This window comes from Yersinia sp. KBS0713 (assembly GCF_005937895.2).
GTDB classification, from domain to species: Bacteria; Pseudomonadota; Gammaproteobacteria; order Enterobacterales; family Enterobacteriaceae; genus Yersinia; species Yersinia bercovieri.
The window spans coordinates 4,464,516-4,480,840 of the sequence record NZ_CP042173.1; the positions used below are offsets into that span (position 1 = coordinate 4,464,516).

The following is a 16,325-nucleotide window of genomic DNA, read 5'->3' on the forward strand; positions in this document are numbered from 1 at the left end:
TCACCCTCATCGCTGAGGGTGACATCATCAGATCACGCGGGAGAACTGCTGTCTGCGCGCCTGTTTACGTAAATAGATATCGAAGCACATACAGATATTACGAATGAGTAAGCGCCCACGCGGCGTCACACGAATGCCCTTTTCATCCCGCTCCACCAGCCCATCTTGCTCAAAGGGGGCCAGCAGTTCAAAATCCTCGGCAAAATAATCCGCAAAATGAATCCCGTACTGTTGCTCAATCGGCTGATAATTGATTTGGAAATGACAAATCAGCGTTTTAATCACATCACGGCGCAGGCAATCATCGTCGGTCATTGTCAGACCACGCCACAGCGCATTGCCCCGCTGTTCCACGCAGGCATAGTAGGTTTTCAGATCTTTTTCGTTCTGCACATAGCTGTCACCCAACATGCTGATCGCCGAAACCCCTAAACCCAGTAGATCACTCTCGCCTTGGGTGGTATAGCCCTGGAAATTACGGTGTAGTGTCCCTTCCCGCTGCGCAACCGCTAACTCATCATCTGGGCGGGCGAAGTGATCCATGCCAATAAACTGATAACCGGATTCGGTTAGGAAACTGATGGTGTGCTGCAAAATATCCAGCCGTTGCTCGGCACTGGGCAAATCCGCATCTTTGATTTTGCGCTGCGCGGCAAACAGGCTCGGCAAGTGGGCGTAATTAAAGACGCTCAAACGGTCAGGATTTAGCTCAGCTACCCGTTTGAGGGTAAAAGCAAAGCTTTCCGGCGTCTGCTTGGGCAGACCATAAATCAGATCGATATTGGTGGAGTTAAAACCGAGGGCTTTCGCGCGCGCAATCAAGGCGAAGATAAAATCTTCATCTTGCTCACGATTAACCAGCCGTTGAACCTCTTTATTGAAATCCTGCACCCCCATGCTCAGACGGTTAAAGCCCTCCGCACGTAGGTGATCAAGCACATCCAGTTCAATTTCCCGTGGGTCTACTTCAATCGACTGCTCCGCATCGGGCAGGAAATCAAAGTTTTCACGCAGCAGATTCATCAGGTGGGTAATTTGCGTTTTATTCAGGTAGGTGGGGGTACCGCCGCCCCAGTGCATCTGGCTAACCTGACGCCCAGCGAACAGCGCCGCACGCTGACGGATCTCTTTTTCCAAGACCGCCAGATATTCATCAGCTTTATGCTGCTGGCGCGTCACCAGCTTATTGCAGCCGCAGAAGTAACAGAGCTTATGGCAAAACGGAATATGCACATACAGTGATAAAGGCCGCTGCGGGTAGCGCTGCACCGCCCGCTGAAAAGCAGCTTCATTATAACCTTCACTGAACTCAAGGGCGGTGGGGTACGAGGTGTAGCGCGGCCCTGAATAATTATATTTTTGAATCAGGGACAGATCCCAAACTATGGTGCTTTCAGATATCGCGTGCTCAGACATGTTCACTCCTTCCGATATTTGCGCCTACCGGGCCGGTTAGAGGGCAGATGTTTTCGTTGTCTGGCCGCAGTAGCGCTGCGCAACCGTGATCGCCGTTGCGACAGCCGCCATAGTTTACCCAATAACCACAATAGATAACACGTCAGTAGTAGGGCTATTATTGGGATGACCCACTGCATAACTTAAAATGCGTCTTTGGGATTACCGCCTTTCAGCAATTTCAGAATATCTTCCGGCTTCTCTTCTTTCTCTTCGTCATCTTCATCGTCGCCCAATTCAATACCCAACTGCTCCATCAGGGCATCAATGCGGTCTAATGTCAGATCAACGTAAGCCTGATCTTCTTTGCTCAATACTTCGTCGTTATCGAGCCTATCCAGCAATGCATCCAGACGCTCATCATTTTCCAGCTTGGAAAGCTCCTCTTCCGGTGTCAGACGTGGCTTAGCTTCAGCTTTAACCACCGGTTTAGTGGTTGGCTTGGCTTTAGCTTTGCTCTCAACCACCAGCGGCACAGGCACTTTACTGCCAAAACGCGGATCTTTCTCCTGCACTGGGGTCTGGCCCTTCTTATTGCTGCCCTCAACATTACTTCTCGCGCCGGAGCGGTTGCCGCTATGTTTTTTCTGACGTTTACGTTCGCGAGCTTCGATATCCAGCTCTACACGGGTCTTTTTAATGCGCTTTGGTGTTGCGGTGCCTTTTGGGGCTGCGCGTGGTGCTTTAGTTGGCTGCTTCATAACCTGTGCTCTTAAATGAGTATGGGATCGGATTAGTATATACCCGTCATCTTAAAATTTATTGGGTATAGGATTGGGCCGGAATCTAGCAGAAAGCGGACAAAGAAAAAAGGCGGCAGATTAACCTGTCGCCTTTTTTCGCACCTTCTGCGGAAGGATATCCTTACAGCGCACTCCCTGCACTTACATAACGTCCCGGTTTCTCCATCCTGCAATACGCCATCCCTACTGTCCCTTCAGCCCTGAAGGTGACTCACCCGGCACTCCGGCCTGTGTCCCTAAACATCCTTTTACCTGAGCTACATTATCATCCCTGGCTCATCGCATATCCATTACGTTCCTTAAGCATAGGCCACTCATCCTAAGTGATTTCGCTCCCTGCCAGCACATCCCGCGCTATGGGTAATACAAACAGTTATTTGTTTTTATTCAAAAAAACAATTATAAAAACAAATTAGCCGTTAATGATATTAGCTGACTTTAATGAAGTTTTTCTTAACAGTTGCTCAATGATAGGCTATTAATTTTCTCGACAATGACCGCCAACTCACAAAAATAGCAATTTCACGGGGAAAGTGCAGAAAAGAGCAGTGGAAGATAAACCCCCTTTTTTCGTCGTGATGCAGTTATAATCGCTCCATGTAAGCTATCTCTCACGGAGACGACAAATTTTGACTATCAGAAACTATAACTACCACATGACTCATTTCGTCATCAGTGCTCCGGATATCCGCCATCTGCCACGTGATGAAGGTATTGAGGTGGCATTTGCTGGCCGCTCAAATGCCGGTAAATCGAGCGCACTCAATACGTTAACCAACCAGAAAAGTCTGGCTAGAACCAGTAAAACCCCAGGCCGTACCCAGCTGATTAACTTGTTTGAAGTAGTCGATGGCGTGCGCTTGGTTGACTTGCCGGGCTATGGTTATGCCGAAGTTCCAGAAGAGATGAAACTCAAGTGGCAGCGCGCACTGGGCGAATATTTGCAAAAGCGTAACTGCCTGAAAGGATTGGTTGTGTTGATGGATATTCGCCATCCGCTGAAAGATTTGGATCAGCAGATGATTACCTGGGCAGTGGCCGTCGGCACGCCGGTACTATTATTACTGACCAAAGCAGATAAGTTGGCATCAGGCGCTCGCAAGGCCCAATTGAATATGGTGCGGGAAGCGATTATTCCCTTTATGGGCGATATTCAGGTTGAAGCTTTCTCATCATTGAAAAAGATTGGTGTCGATAAATTGCGGGAAAAACTGGATACCTGGTTCAGTGAGATCCCACCAGAAGTGATGATTGATGACGAGCATGATGATCAAGGTGAGTAATTAACCACCTACCGCAGCCCGTAAGGGCTGTTATCTCCCCTGAATACGCCCCGCTCAGACGACGAAAAGTGCCCATTTCGCTGGCAAAAGCCCAATAAAAAACGCCCCAGTCAACAAGTGACTGGGGCGGCTAATATATAGCCAAATCCGATTACGTGAAGTAAAAGGTCTGAAAGATAGAACATCTTACCTCTGTACCCTACGTCTGTAACTCTACATCATTTTTTCGCAGGGCAAAAGAATTTTTTGTTGTATAGTTACACAAATTGGCACGATTCAGCGCACCTATTCCCACCATAACCGGCACTAAATGTAGCTTAATTACATAAAGTGTTTTATTTATCGCCACTTACCCATACAACTAATGAGCTTGATCCCAGTTGTCGCCAACCCCCACGTCAACCTTCAGCGGCACCGCCAGTTGCATACTCTGTTCCATCAACTCACGGATTTTCTGTTCAGCGCTTTCCAATACACTCTCGTGCACTTCAAATACCAATTCATCGTGTACCTGCATGATAACCCGCACCAAAGGTTCAGACTCTTGCTGTAACCAGGCATCCACGGCAATCATCGCGCGTTTAATAATATCCGCAGCAGTGCCTTGCATGGGGGCGTTGATCGCTTCACGTTCAGCCGCCTTACGGCGGTTGGCATTACGCGAGTGAATATCAGGTAGATAGAGACGGCGGCCATCCAGTGTGGTGACGTAGCCCTGGTCAGCGGCTTGTTTGCGCGTGCGCTCCATATATTCCAGCACACCCGGATAGCGCTCAAAGTAGAGATCCATGTAACGCTGTGCCTCGCCACGAGGAATGTTCAGCTGCCGTGCCAGACCAAAGGCACTCATGCCATAAATCAGGCCAAAGTTAATTGCTTTGGCGCTACGGCGCTGTTCGGTTGTGACTTTTTCCAATGGCAAACCAAAGACTTCTGCCGCTGTAGCGCGATGAATATCTTTACCCGCCGCAAACGCAGCCAATAGCCCTTCATCCTGCGACAGATGCGCCATGATGCGTAGCTCAATCTGTGAGTAGTCGGCCGCCATGATGCGGTAACCTTTCGGCGCAATAAAAGCCTGACGTATACGACGCCCTTCTTCATTTCGCACCGGTATGTTTTGCAGGTTAGGATCACGGGAGGAGAGACGCCCGGTGGCCGTCACCGCCTGATGATAAGAGGTATGGACACGGCCCGAAACCGGGTTAATCATCAGCGGTAGCTTGTCGGTATAAGTACTTTTCAGTTTCGCCAAGCCGCGATATTCGAGGATCACTTTCGGTAGAGGATAATCCAGCGCCAACTCCGCCAGCACTTCTTCGTTAGTCGACGCCGCGCCGCCTGGCGTTTTTTTCAAGATAGGCAGTTTCTGTTTTTCATACAAAATCACCTGTAGCTGCTTAGGTGACGCCAGATTGAATGGCTCTTCCGCCAGTTCATGGGCCTGTTTTTCCAGCTCATCAAGGCGAATGGTCAGCTCTTTTGAGTGCGCAGCTAATATATTTTGGTCAATTAATACGCCGGTGCGCTCAATGCGGGACAAAATCGGCAGCAGTGGCATCTCAATCTCTTGGAATACCCGCTTCAGACCTTCACTCTCCTGCAACTTAGGCCACAGCACCAGATGCAGCTGTAGGGTGACGTCGGCATCTTCTGATGCATAAGGCCCCGCCTCCTCCAGCGCAATCTGATTGAATGTCAGCTGATTTTTGCCTTTACCGGCAATCTCTTCAAAGGTGATGGTTTTATGGTTGAGGTAACGCTCCGCCAAGCTATCCATATCATGACGACCAGCAACGCTGTTTAAAACATAAGATTCCAGCATGGTATCGAATGCGATACCGCGCAGCTCAATGCCATAACGCGCCAACATGCTTTGATCAAATTTGAGGTTTTGCCCCACTTTAAGGGCTTTTTCATCTTCCAGCAGCGGTTTTAGGGTCGCGAGAACCCAGTCACGATCAAGCTGCGCGGGAGCATCCAGATAATCATGTGCTAATGGCAGATAAGCCGCTTCACCCGGTGCGACCGCGAAAGAGAGGCCAATTAAGTTACTGCTAAGGGTATCAAGGCCGTCGGTTTCAGTATCAAACGCGAACACCTCCGACTTTTTAAGACGCTCGATCCAGTCGGCTAAGGATTTCTCATCCAAAATAGTCTGGTAGTTCTCTTGCGATAGCACGGCGGTGACTTCAGCCGCAGGAGCGGGTTCTGCTGCCACAAAGGCTTTATTACTGGTCTGCCCCGTTGGCCGCTCTTTTTTGCCATCCAGCCATTTGCCCGCTTCGACATCGGCTAACCAGCGCTTGAATTCATAGCGGCTGAATAATTGATGCAGCTGCTCATCATCCGGTGGTGAGACAGTTAGCTCGTCGCAAGTCACATCCAGTTCGACATCTGTTTTGATGGTGGCGAGCTTATAGGAGAGATAGGCGACATCCTTATTCTGCTCTAATTTGGCAGACATAGTTTTAGCGCCACGGAATGTTAGCGTGGGTATTTTATCCAAATTACTAAATAGCGAATCTAATCCACCCAAGCCTTGCAATAAAGCCTGCGCTGTCTTTTCACCAACACCGGGGACGCCAGGAATATTGTCTGATGAATCCCCCATCAGGGCCAGAAAATCAATAATCAGTTCAGGAGGAACGCCATATTTTTCACACACTTCCTGTGGCCCTAAAATAGCATTGTTCATTGTATTAATAAGAGTGATATTCGGCGTAACTAATTGCGCCATATCTTTATCACCGGTACTAATTAATACTGAATGACCTGCTTTTTCTGCTTCTTGCGCCAGAGTGCCAATAACATCATCCGCTTCTACCCCGGAAACAACCAATAAAGGCAATCCCATCGCCTTTACCATTTGATGGAGCGGTTCTATTTGCGACCGTAAATCATCGGGCATCGGTGGACGGTGGGACTTATATTCGGCGAACAACTCATCACGGAATGTTTTACCTTTAGCATCAAAAACGACCGCAACATGGCTGGGACGATATTGCAGCAACAGACTGCGCAACATGTTCAACACGCCATACATCGCGCCCGTTGGTTCACCACTGCCATTGGTCAACGGTGGGAAGGCATGGTATGCGCGATAGAGGTAAGAGGAACCGTCAACGAGGATCAATGGGTTTTCTGCAATCTGGGCCATAGAGTTTCTTCATCTTTATTCAGCAAGGTCTGACGCTAAGAATGCCATAGCTGGCGGCAAGAGACGAATCTTAGCGTCCATTCTTGTGCGAAAGAGAGCATTTTGCTCAGAGATCTTGAAGATCCTTTCTGTGGATAACTTTGTGAGTAAAAGCATGTGCAGATTATATTTATTTGTCATCTTTTACAGGATTAATAATTAAATTAAGTATAATCATGTAGTTATGATTGATGCCTTTCTATTTTACAGTCATTTTTATTTTATCTAAATTGTGGATATTACTTATTTAGTCTTGAGCTTAAGATAAATAAATTTCACTTATCGGTGTATTATCTCACGCCTTTTTTTATTAGCCTCAGCAAGCTTTTTGGCATTTTTACATCACGAATATCTATACTCAACCATCACAGAAATAGATAAATGGATTGAAAGTAACACCCTTAAAAATAGATAGTCGGTATTCAATCACGCAGCTATTACTTTAGATAATATGATGATTTTGCAGCAGAGAAAGAAATAGAATTGTGCGAAACGCAGTACAACACAGAGAAAAAAGTAAATGAGACGCTAACTAAAGCTAGCGCCTCTTTACGTATAATTACTTTTGGGTCAGCAGGAACTTAACAACATCCGCATACTGTTTGACATAGATATCCATTGAACTGGTATCCATACCATCGTTCTTAATCATATATTTGCCATTAACAAACATGGCTGGAACGCCGCGTAATTCTAAATCTTCAGCCGCTTTTTGCTGCTGAACAACCAATGACTTAACCACAAAGCTGTTTAATGCCGCATCGTAGTCTTCACCACTCACACCGGCTTTGATAAAGACATTACGAATGTCATCCGGGGTCTGAACAGTTTGGGTTTTCTGTACGCCTTCAAACATCAGTGGCGTGATCTTCTCTTCAACGCCCAACGCCATGGCAACAGCCCATGCTTGAGTCAATTGTTTACCCAATGGACCAAGGAACTCAACATGATAACGGGTCATTTTAGTCCCTTCTGGCAGTGCTTTTTTTACTGCCTGCGGAACATGGTAAATTTCTTCAAACTGATAACAGTGTGGGCAGTAGAAAGAGAAAAACTCTAAAACCTGAGGCTCACCCGTTACTGGTTTGTTTAACGTCTGGTACTGAGTACCGTCAGTAAATTGTGCGGCTGATGCACTGAATGCCATCACCATGCCAACGAGAGCTAACCAAACATTTTTCATACTATAACGATCTCCATTATCTTAACTTTAGTACATTGGCATCAGCTGCAAAGGCGGGGCCTGCAACAGCTTAACCTGCTCTGTAAATGATGCAGTCTGCTGTAACCAAAAATCAGACTCCGCCATCCACGGAAAACTTTTAGGGAATGCCGGGTCCTGCCAACGTCTGGCAACCCATGCAAGGTAATAAACCATCCGCATCGCGCGTAAAGGTTCAATCAATGCCAATTCACGCTGATCAAAATCAGCAAACTCGCCATAGGCTTCCAGTAAAATATCCAACTGGATCAACTGCTCACTTCGTTCACCATGTAATAGCATCCAGAGATCCTGAATAGCTGGGCCATTTCTGGCATCATCCAGGTCGACAAACATCGGCCCATCACGCCATAAAATATTACCTGGGTGGCAGTCGCCATGTAGCCGCAGTGGCTGCCAATCGGTGTGCCAATAGTGCTTAATTGTGCTGATCAATAGATCGGTCGCAGCCAGAAACTTATCTCGCTGTTTTGCTGGCACCAAACTACTGCTGGCCAACAACTGGCGCGGTTCTGTCAGATACTCTTCGATACCGATAGTTGAGCGGACAACAAAAAGTTTATCGCTACCCACCTGATGAATTCGCCCCAGAAAACGGCCAACCCACTCTAACTGATCAAGATTATCTATCTCATACTGGCGGCCACCGACACTTGGGAATACCGCAAAGAAAAACCCATTATGAGTATGCAAGGTGTGCCCATTAAGCTGCAATGGGGCAATCACCGGGATCTCCGACTCTGCTAAATCAAGCGAGAACTGATGTTCTTCGGTGATTTGTTCGCTGTTCCAGCGCTCAGGACGATAAAACTTCACCACGTAACGTTTACGATCTTCATCCATAAACTGATAAACGCGGTTTTCGTAACTGTTAAGCGCGGTTAATCCTGAATCCACCCGTAATCCTACCCCTTCAAGGGCATCCATAATTAGGTCAGGAGACAACGTCTGAAAATTAAAGGCAGAGCTGTTCATAACAACATTCAGTCTATATAAGTGACAGCGACGCGCTGAGAATAAGAAATAGTATCATCAAAGCCCTAATCTACGCAGATAAGGAGTATGACTAATCTTTAATGACGCCACGAGCGCGCAATATGGCAGTTTTAAAATCTTCTTCGAAATCTTTTTTCAGTCCTGGGATCACTTCTGTCGACGCCGAACCACGCATTTTCAGATGATAAATAAGAATATCGTCGGTTAGATCTGAAAACTCACCTTCAAAACCAGCTTCAGCGGCCAATTTTTGTAAAAACTGTACCAAATTTAAGTCAGGCTCTTGCTGCCAGGCCGGATGTAAAAGCTCAATCAATTCATTAACACGATGGCATTTCATAGCAAATCTACCTTATTCAAAAATATGCAGACAAAGTAGCAGGGATATTCACACAGGGAAAGAGAGCTTACTGTCAATAAAAGTAAATCCTGACCTCCTCTCCTATTTAAAGATACAATTCGTCAGTAAGTTGAATGTAGCGGAGTGATAGAAATGCAGCCCAATATAACAGGCGTTATTCTTGCAGGCGGTCGTTCTTCCCGAATGGGCGGAAACGATAAAGGACTGATTATTCTTCATGGCAAACCGCTGTTTCAATATGTGATTGAGCGATTAAAACCTCAGGTTCACCACATGCTAATTAATGCTAATCGTAATCAGGCGTTGTATCAAGAAAGTGGCATACCAGTCATCAGCGATATCATTCCTGGCTTTGTAGGGCCACTGGCAGGTATGCATGCAGGACTGAGTCATTCACCTACAGAATGGGTTGTTTTTGCTCCCTGCGATGTTCCGACACTGCCTATCAATTTGGTCTATCAGCTTTGGCACGGGAAAGGGCAAACACTGGCGGCTTATGCTCATGATGGTGAGCGAGCACACCCAACATTGGCCTTAATGCATGTCAGCTTGAAGCCACTGCTTGCTGAATTTCTGGCAAAAGGAGATCGTAAACTAATGATATTGATGGAGAGCATGAATGCTCAACCCGTAGTTTTCAGTGGGCAAGCCAACCCATTCAGCAACCTAAATACCCCCGCAGATTGTGACTTATGGGAACAAGAGAAAAGAGGGCCGTTATGAGCCAAAAGATACCGCCGCTATTAGGTATAGCCGCATACAGTGGCACAGGAAAAACTACGTTACTAAAAAGTCTAATCCCCTTACTGCAACAGCGCCAAATCCGAGTCGGCTTAATCAAACATACACATCACAATATGGAAATTGATACGCCAGGGAAGGATAGCTATGAATTACGTAAAGCCGGCGCTCATCAGACGCTGGTTGCGAGTGATTGCCGTTGGGCATTAATGACGGAAACACCAGAGTCGCCCCCTTTAGATCTTCACTACCTTGCCAGTCGGCTAGATGCCTCAACCATCGATCTCATCTTAGTTGAAGGTTTTAAACATGAACCGATCAGCAAAATCGCACTTTATAGAGAAGCTGTGGGTAAACCATTCACTGACTTGATTGATAAATATGTTATCGCTTTAGCGAGCGACAAACCGATAGTGAGTACCGTAGAGCAATTGGATATTAACCAGCCAGAAGAGATCGCAGATTTTATTTGCGATTGGTTAACGAGAATTGATAGGAAGTAAAACTGAATGGCGATTTTACCTAAACGCTAACAGGTTTATGCTCCACTCATATTTTATGCTAGATAATATTCGTCTCAACTTTAGGATGAGCCTCGCCCCTCCGCGGCCAGCACAGGCACTGTTCAAACTGCATTCGCAATTTGTCGTATCCCATGCTCGAGCCGCACCATCCCTGGCGCGGACGCTTTACTCTTCTGCCCATCCCCACTGTTATCGATCGAGTCATCGAGGTTTGTCAGCAGTCTGGCAGGTTTTTGTCTTTTTACACATAGCAAAAACCCCACGCTTTTGGCATGGGGTTTCGGCTTGATTTGATGCCTGGCAGTGTCCTACTCTCGCATGGGGAGACCCCACACTACCATCGGCGCTACGGCGTTTCACTTCTGAGTTCGGCATGGGATCAGGTGGGACCACCGCGCTATGGCCGCCAGGCAAATTCTGTTTTAACTCACCCGCTTCACAATAATATATCGTGCAGCCAGTCAGTCCAATCTCGGAACTTCGCTGAAAATCTCTCTCTCAAACCACCAAAACACCTTTGGTGTTGTAAGGTTAAGCCTCACGGATCATTAGTACTGGTTAGCTCAATGCATCGCTGCACTTACACACCCAGCCTATCAACGTCATAGTCTTTAACGTTCCTTCAGGGGGCTTAAAGCCCCAGGGAAGACTCATCTCGAGGCAAGTTTCCCGCTTAGATGCTTTCAGCGGTTATCTCTTCCGAATTTAGCTACCGGGCAATGCCATTGGCATGACAACCCGAACACCAGTGATTCGTCCACTCCGGTCCTCTCGTACTAGGAGCAGCCCCTCTCAATCTTCCAACGCCCACGGCAGATAGGGACCGAACTGTCTCACGACGTTCTAAACCCAGCTCGCGTACCACTTTAAATGGCGAACAGCCATACCCTTGGGACCTACTTCAGCCCCAGGATGTGATGAGCCGACATCGAGGTGCCAAACACCGCCGTCGATATGAACTCTTGGGCGGTATCAGCCTGTTATCCCCGGAGTACCTTTTATCCGTTGAGCGATGGCCCTTCCATTCAGAACCACCGGATCACTAAGACCTACTTTCGTACCTGCTCGAGCCGTCACTCTCGCAGTCAAGCTAGCTTATGCCTTTGCACTAACCTCACGATGTCCGACCGTGATTAGCTAACCTTCGTGCTCCTCCGTTACTCTTTGGGAGGAGACCGCCCCAGTCAAACTACCCACCAGACACTGTCCTCACCCCAGATTATGGGGCCGAGTTAGAACATCAAACATTAAAGGGTGGTATTTCAAGGTTGGCTCCATGCAGACTGGCGTCCACACTTCAATGCCTCCCACCTATCCTACACATCAAGGCTCAATGTTCAGTGTCAAGCTATAGTAAAGGTTCACGGGGTCTTTCCGTCTTGCCGCGGGTACACTGCATCTTCACAGCGAGTTCAATTTCACTGAGTCTCGGGTGGAGACAGCCTGGCCATCATTACGCCATTCGTGCAGGTCGGAACTTACCCGACAAGGAATTTCGCTACCTTAGGACCGTTATAGTTACGGCCGCCGTTTACTGGGGCTTCGATCAAGAGCTTCGCCTTGCGGCTGACCCCATCAATTAACCTTCCAGCACCGGGCAGGCGTCACACCGTATACGTCCACTTTCGTGTTTGCACAGTGCTGTGTTTTTATTAAACAGTTGCAGCCAGCTGGTATCTGCGACTGGCTTCAGCTCCGAGAGCAAGTCTCTTCACCTAGCGCCAGCGTGCCTTCTCCCGAAGTTACGGCACCATTTTGCCTAGTTCCTTCACCCGAGTTCTCTCAAGCGCCTGAGTATTCTCTACCTGACCACCTGTGTCGGTTTGGGGTACGATTTAATGTTACCTGATGCTTAGAGGCTTTTCCTGGAAGCTTGGCATCAACTACTTCACCACCGTAGTGGCTCGTCATCACACCTCAGCGTTGATAAGCAACCGGATTTACCTGGTCACTCCGCCTACATGCTTAAACCGGGACAACCGTCGCCCGGCTAGCCTAGCCTTCTCCGTCCCCCCTTCGCAGTAACACCAAGTACAGGAATATTAACCTGTTTCCCATCGACTACGCTTTTCAGCCTCGCCTTAGGGGTCGACTCACCCTGCCCCGATTAACGTTGGACAGGAACCCTTGGTCTTCCGGCGTGCGGGTTTTTCACCCGCATTATCGTTACTTATGTCAGCATTCGCACTTCTGATACCTCCAGCAACCCTCACAGGTCACCTTCAACGGCTTACAGAACGCTCCCCTACCCAACGAACGTATCCCTAAGCCAACTCGACTTTATTGGACGCATTGACGTCGCTGTGCTCCGTCAATCATTATCCACATCATCAAATTGTCTTGGGTGATACGTTCGCTGCCGCAGCTTCGGTGCATGGTTTAGCCCCGTTACATCTTCCGCGCAGGCCGACTCGACCAGTGAGCTATTACGCTTTCTTTAAATGATGGCTGCTTCTAAGCCAACATCCTGGCTGTCTGTGCCTTCCCACATCGTTTCCCACTTAACCATGACTTTGGGACCTTAGCTGGCGGTCTGGGTTGTTTCCCTCTTCACGACGGACGTTAGCACCCGCCGTGTGTCTCCCGTGATAACATTCTTCGGTATTCGGAGTTTGCATCGGTTTGGTAAGTCGGGATGACCCCCTAGCCGAAACAGTGCTCTACCCCCGAAGATGAGTCACGAGGCGCTACCTAAATAGCTTTCGGGGAGAACCAGCTATCTCCCGGTTTGATTGGCCTTTCACCCCCAGCCACAAGTCATCCGCTAATTTTTCAACATTAGTCGGTTCGGTCCTCCAGTTAGTGTTACCCAACCTTCAACCTGCCCATGGCTAGATCACCGGGTTTCGGGTCTATACCTTGCAACTAGACGCCCAGTTAAGACTCGGTTTCCCTACGGCTCCCCTATTCGGTTAACCTTGCTACAAAATATAAGTCGCTGACCCATTATACAAAAGGTACGCAGTCACACCACGAAGGTGCTCCCACTGCTTGTACGTACACGGTTTCAGGTTCTATTTCACTCCCCTCGCCGGGGTTCTTTTCGCCTTTCCCTCACGGTACTGGTTCACTATCGGTCAGTCAGGAGTATTTAGCCTTGGAGGATGGTCCCCCCATATTCAGACAGGATGTCACGTGTCCCGCCCTACTCATCGAGTTCACAGAATATGCATTTTTGTGTACGGGACTATCACCCTGTACCGTGCGACTTTCCAGACGCTTCCACTAACACATAAACTGATTCAGACTCTGGGCTCTTCCCCGTTCGCTCGCCGCTACTGGGGGAATCTCGGTTGATTTCTTTTCCTCGGGGTACTTAGATGTTTCAGTTCCCCCGGTTCGCCTTGCATGGCTATGTATTCACCATGCAATAGTGCAACGAATTGCACTGGGTTTCCCCATTCGGGTATCGTCGGTTGTAACGCTTCATATCAGCTTACCGACGCTTTTCGCAGATTAGCACGCCCTTCATCGCCTCTGACTGCCTAGGCATCCACCGTGTACGCTTAGTCGCTTAACCTCACAACCCGAAGGTGTCTTTGCAGACCCTTTGCGTTGCGATTATTTGAGAGACTCTAATACAGGCTACTCCTTATCTCAGTACATCTACGGAGAGATAAGTTTCAGCTGTATTGTTTCAATTTTCAGCTTGTTCCAGATTGTTAAAGAGCAATATCTTAAACACGACTCGTTAAAGTCATCTTTAAGTTATTTTTTAGTTCATAAAGAACCGGTTGATAATGTCTTTCACACATTATCGGATTGGCGTCCCCAAGGGGATTCGAACCCCTGTTACAGCCGTGAAAGGGCAGTGTCCTAGGCCTCTAGACGATGGGGACACGAAATTTGACTCTCGAAGCACTGCTTCGAGAATTTCGTGTAGAGGCGAGAATTTGCCTGCAAATCCGAGCGACTGATGCAGTCAACACTCGATTTTGCGGTGCGCGTCTCACCCATCTACAGCAGGTTACCTTGCTCATTACATTCATCAGACAATCTGTGTGGACACTGCGCAATGCGTATCGTGAGGTAAGGAGGTGATCCAACCGCAGGTTCCCCTACGGTTACCTTGTTACGACTTCACCCCAGTCATGAATCACAAAGTGGTAAGCGCCCTCCCGAAGGTTAAGCTACCTACTTCTTTTGCAACCCACTCCCATGGTGTGACGGGCGGTGTGTACAAGGCCCGGGAACGTATTCACCGTAGCATTCTGATCTACGATTACTAGCGATTCCGACTTCATGGAGTCGAGTTGCAGACTCCAATCCGGACTACGACAGACTTTATGTGGTCCGCTTGCTCTCGCGAGTTCGCTTCACTTTGTATCTGCCATTGTAGCACGTGTGTAGCCCTACTCGTAAGGGCCATGATGACTTGACGTCATCCCCACCTTCCTCCGGTTTGTCACCGGCAGTCTCCCTTGAGTTCCCACCATTACGTGCTGGCAACAAAGGATAAGGGTTGCGCTCGTTGCGGGACTTAACCCAACATTTCACAACACGAGCTGACGACAGCCATGCAGCACCTGTCTCACAGTTCCCGAAGGCACCGAAGCATCTCTGCTAAGTTCTGTGGATGTCAAGAGTAGGTAAGGTTCTTCGCGTTGCATCGAATTAAACCACATGCTCCACCGCTTGTGCGGGCCCCCGTCAATTCATTTGAGTTTTAACCTTGCGGCCGTACTCCCCAGGCGGTCGACTTAACGCGTTAGCTCCGGAAGCCACGCCTCAAGGGCACAACCTCCAAGTCGACATCGTTTACAGCGTGGACTACCAGGGTATCTAATCCTGTTTGCTCCCCACGCTTTCGCACCTGAGCGTCAGTCTTTGTCCAGGGGGCCGCCTTCGCCACCGGTATTCCTCCAGATCTCTACGCATTTCACCGCTACACCTGGAATTCTACCCCCCTCTACAAGACTCTAGCTTGCCAGTTTCAAATGCAGTTCCCACGTTAAGCGCGGGGATTTCACATCTGACTTAACAAACCGCCTGCGTGCGCTTTACGCCCAGTAATTCCGATTAACGCTTGCACCCTCCGTATTACCGCGGCTGCTGGCACGGAGTTAGCCGGTGCTTCTTCTGCGAGTAACGTCAATCAATCGTGCTATTAACACGACTGCCTTCCTCCTCGCTGAAAGTGCTTTACAACCCGAAGGCCTTCTTCACACACGCGGCATGGCTGCATCAGGCTTGCGCCCATTGTGCAATATTCCCCACTGCTGCCTCCCGTAGGAGTCTGGACCGTGTCTCAGTTCCAGTGTGGCTGGTCATCCTCTCAGACCAGCTAGGGATCGTCGCCTAGGTGAGCCATTACCCCACCTACTAGCTAATCCCATCTGGGTTCATCCGATGGCGTGAGGCCCGAAGGTCCCCCACTTTGCTCTTACGAGGTCATGCGGTATTAGCTACCGTTTCCAGTAGTTATCCCCCTCCATCAGGCAGATCCCCAGACATTACTCACCCGTCCGCCGCTCGCCGGCGAAGTAGTAAACTACTTCCCGCTGCCGCTCGACTTGCATGTGTTAGGCCTGCCGCCAGCGTTCAATCTGAGCCATGATCAAACTCTTCAATTTAAGATTTGTTTGATTTGCTACCGAAGTAGCGATGCTCAAAGATTACTTTCTGCAAATATGCATTCGAACCGAAGTTCAAATGTGTACTGCTTTGGTCACTCTTCAAGACTTTGATATTGCTTCTGCCTGCCGAAACAGGCTTCGATATCGTCTTGCGAGTGCCCACACAGATTGTCTGATAAATTGTTAAAGAGCGTTCGTTACCCGTTGGCCTTTCAGCGAATCTTA

General features: G+C 48.5%; 9 protein-coding genes, 1 tRNA gene and 3 rRNA genes. 3 read left to right on the top strand and 10 right to left on the bottom strand.

What is annotated here, in order from left to right; translation table 11 throughout:
- Window positions 1-27 precede the first annotated feature (27 nt).
- Together hemN and yihI are read right to left on the bottom strand one after the other, a co-directional pair.
- Window positions 28-1,416, bottom strand: coding sequence for an oxygen-independent coproporphyrinogen III oxidase (gene hemN / locus FFE93_RS21090; protein WP_138775950.1), 1,389 nt, complete (start codon window positions 1,414-1,416; stop codon window positions 28-30).
- A 182-nt stretch (window positions 1,417-1,598) separates the two neighbouring features.
- Window positions 1,599-2,156: a Der GTPase-activating protein YihI gene (gene yihI, locus FFE93_RS21100; protein ID WP_049602833.1), complete on the bottom strand. Its 558-nt coding sequence runs from the start codon at window positions 2,154-2,156 to the stop codon at window positions 1,599-1,601.
- Between the two features lie 671 nt (window positions 2,157-2,827).
- Here yihI and yihA point away from each other — a divergent pair.
- Window positions 2,828-3,481 (top strand): ribosome biogenesis GTP-binding protein YihA/YsxC, encoded by a 654-nt coding sequence (yihA, locus tag FFE93_RS21110; RefSeq protein ID WP_032898610.1) that lies wholly within the window; start codon window positions 2,828-2,830, stop codon window positions 3,479-3,481.
- A gap of 361 nt (window positions 3,482-3,842) precedes the next feature.
- Here yihA and polA read toward each other — a convergent pair whose 3' ends face one another.
- The 4 genes from polA to FFE93_RS21130 all read right to left on the bottom strand — a co-directional run bounded on the left by polA (window position 3,843) and on the right by FFE93_RS21130 (window position 9,238).
- Entirely contained in the window at window positions 3,843-6,641 is a 2,799-nt protein-coding gene (gene polA, locus FFE93_RS21115) for a DNA polymerase I (protein WP_005277749.1), read from the bottom strand.
- A gap of 598 nt (window positions 6,642-7,239) precedes the next feature.
- Window positions 7,240-7,863: a thiol:disulfide interchange protein DsbA gene (gene dsbA, locus FFE93_RS21120; protein ID WP_005277752.1), complete on the bottom strand. Its 624-nt coding sequence runs from the start codon at window positions 7,861-7,863 to the stop codon at window positions 7,240-7,242.
- Window positions 7,864-7,890: 27 nt separating this feature from the next.
- Entirely contained in the window at window positions 7,891-8,877 is a 987-nt protein-coding gene (locus FFE93_RS21125; protein WP_032898611.1) for a serine/threonine protein kinase, read from the bottom strand.
- Between the two features lie 91 nt (window positions 8,878-8,968).
- Window positions 8,969-9,238, bottom strand: coding sequence for a YihD family protein (locus FFE93_RS21130; protein ID WP_005277758.1), 270 nt, complete (start codon window positions 9,236-9,238; stop codon window positions 8,969-8,971).
- 153 nt (window positions 9,239-9,391) lie between these two features.
- Here FFE93_RS21130 and mobA point away from each other — a divergent pair, with 153 nt between their 5' ends.
- Window positions 9,392-9,982, top strand: a complete 591-nt coding sequence (gene mobA / locus FFE93_RS21135) for a molybdenum cofactor guanylyltransferase MobA (protein ID WP_049602836.1) — start codon at window positions 9,392-9,394, stop codon at window positions 9,980-9,982.
- A complete protein-coding gene (gene mobB, locus FFE93_RS21140) occupies window positions 9,979-10,503 on the top strand; it encodes a molybdopterin-guanine dinucleotide biosynthesis protein MobB (RefSeq protein WP_049602837.1) in 525 nt (174 codons plus the stop codon). Before mobA ends, mobB begins: the two co-directional genes overlap by 4 nt.
- Before the next feature lie 316 nt (window positions 10,504-10,819).
- Here the strand turns inward: mobB and rrf are convergent.
- From rrf to FFE93_RS21160, 4 genes are all read right to left on the bottom strand, one after another.
- Window positions 10,820-10,935 (bottom strand): 5S ribosomal RNA (gene rrf / locus FFE93_RS21145).
- A gap of 116 nt (window positions 10,936-11,051) precedes the next feature.
- Window positions 11,052-14,044: ribosomal RNA gene (locus tag FFE93_RS21150) — 23S ribosomal RNA — on the bottom strand.
- Window positions 14,045-14,287: 243 nt separating this feature from the next.
- A tRNA-Glu gene (locus tag FFE93_RS21155) sits at window positions 14,288-14,363 on the bottom strand.
- A 191-nt stretch (window positions 14,364-14,554) separates the two neighbouring features.
- Window positions 14,555-16,097, bottom strand: a 16S ribosomal RNA gene (locus FFE93_RS21160).
- The 16S, 23S and 5S rRNA genes sit together here with 1 tRNA gene alongside, the layout of an rRNA operon.
- Window positions 16,098-16,325: the final 228 nt, after the last annotated feature.

Excerpts from the sequence above, each read along its gene's own strand:
- mobB (WP_049602837.1), top strand. The coding sequence starts at position 9,979 with ATGAGCCAAAAGATACCGCCGCTATTAGGTATAGCCGCATACAGTGGC.
- dsbA (WP_005277752.1), bottom strand. The coding sequence starts at position 7,863 with ATGAAAAATGTTTGGTTAGCTCTCGTTGGCATGGTGATGGCATTCAGT.
- polA (WP_005277749.1), bottom strand. The coding sequence starts at position 6,641 with ATGGCCCAGATTGCAGAAAACCCATTGATCCTCGTTGACGGTTCCTCT.
- hemN (WP_138775950.1), bottom strand. The coding sequence starts at position 1,416 with ATGTCTGAGCACGCGATATCTGAAAGCACCATAGTTTGGGATCTGTCC.
- FFE93_RS21130 (WP_005277758.1), bottom strand. The coding sequence starts at position 9,238 with ATGAAATGCCATCGTGTTAATGAATTGATTGAGCTTTTACATCCGGCC.
- yihI (WP_049602833.1), bottom strand. The coding sequence starts at position 2,156 with ATGAAGCAGCCAACTAAAGCACCACGCGCAGCCCCAAAAGGCACCGCA.
- FFE93_RS21125 (WP_032898611.1), bottom strand. The coding sequence starts at position 8,877 with ATGAACAGCTCTGCCTTTAATTTTCAGACGTTGTCTCCTGACCTAATT.
- mobA (WP_049602836.1), top strand. The coding sequence starts at position 9,392 with ATGCAGCCCAATATAACAGGCGTTATTCTTGCAGGCGGTCGTTCTTCC.